This window comes from Escherichia sp. AM3 (assembly GCF_032029835.1).
Taxonomy (GTDB): domain Bacteria; phylum Pseudomonadota; class Gammaproteobacteria; order Enterobacterales; family Enterobacteriaceae; genus Escherichia; species Escherichia coli.
Window position 1 is genome coordinate 1 of the sequence record NZ_JAVUPQ010000307.1, and the last position, 1,313, is coordinate 1,313.

Annotated in this window: 2 protein-coding genes; both read left to right on the plus strand. The window is 52.1% G+C overall.

Going from position 1 to position 1,313, the window contains the following annotated elements:
* The coding region (locus RTW80_RS25335; protein ID WP_312720809.1) for a molybdopterin cofactor-binding domain-containing protein at nucleotides 1-1,028 on the plus strand (1,028 nt) is incomplete at its 5' end.
* Between the two features lie 164 nt (nucleotides 1,029-1,192).
* A partial coding sequence (locus RTW80_RS25340; RefSeq protein WP_312720811.1) for a hypothetical protein occupies nucleotides 1,193-1,313 on the plus strand: 121 nt, incomplete at its 3' end.

Here is a 1,313-nt window from a genome sequence, read left to right on the forward strand (position 1 = left end):
CCGCCGCCAGCTGTGCACTGGAAGAGATCCTGCGTCAGGGTCGCGAGATGATCCAATGGTCGTCACCGAAACCGCAAAATGGTGACTGGCACATCGGTCGCGGCGTCGCCATTATCATGCAGAAATCGGGTATCCCGGATATCGATCAGGCTAACTGCATGATCAAACTGGAATCGGACGGCACCTTTATCGTTCATTCTGGCGGTGCGGATATTGGTACTGGTCTGGATACTGTAGTGACGAAACTGGCAGCAGAAGTGCTGCACTGCCCACCGCAGGACGTGCATGTTATCTCCGGTGATACCGATCATGCGTTGTTTGATAAAGGCGCATATGCCTCGTCCGGTACTTGCTTCTCGGGTAACGCGGCGCGTTTGGCAGCGGAAAATCTACGGGAGAAAATTCTGTTCCACGGCGCGCAAATGTTGGGTGAGCCAGTGGCAGATGTTCAACTGGCAACGCCGGGCGTCGTGCGCGGCAAGAAAGGCGAAGTTAGTTTCGGGGATATTGCCCATAAAGGCGAAACCGGCACCGGCTTTGGTTCACTGGTGGGAACTGGCAGTTATATCACGCCTGATTTCGCCTTCCCGTATGGCGCAAACTTCGCTGAAGTTGCCGTCAACACGCGTACGGGTGAAATCCGCCTGGATAAATTCTACGCCTTGCTGGACTGCGGTACACCGGTCAATCCAGAGTTAGCGTTGGGACAAATCTACGGTGCCACCCTGCGTGCTATCGGCCACAGTATGAGCGAAGAGATCATTTATGACGCCGAAGGTCACCCGTTAACGCGTGATTTACGCAGTTACGGCGCACCGAAAATTGGTGACATTCCGCGTGATTTCCGCGCTGTGCTGGTGCCGAGCGACGATAAAGTCGGCCCGTTCGGGGCGAAATCGATCTCGGAAATCGGTGTAAATGGCGCAGCTCCGGCGATTGCTACCGCAATTCACGATGCATGCGGCATCTGGTTACGCGAATGGCATTTCACACCGGAGAAAATACTCACTGCGCTGGAAAAAATATAAATAATAAATGGCCGCTTCGGCGGCCTGTTTCTCTGTTTGAACGATGACTAAATAGTGACTGCGAAAATGAGATAAGCCGTTCTCAAGGCGTCCTGCGCCCCAAATTCGTGGGAATTTATTTTACTAATTCAGATGATCAAATTTACTTTAAAAGGAGTGAAGGGATGTCTGATATAAACCATGCAGGTTCTGACCTGATATTTGAACTGGAGGATCGCCCTCCCTTTCATCAGGCTCTCGTTGGTGCCATTACCCATCTGTTGGCAATTTTCGTTCCGATGGTAA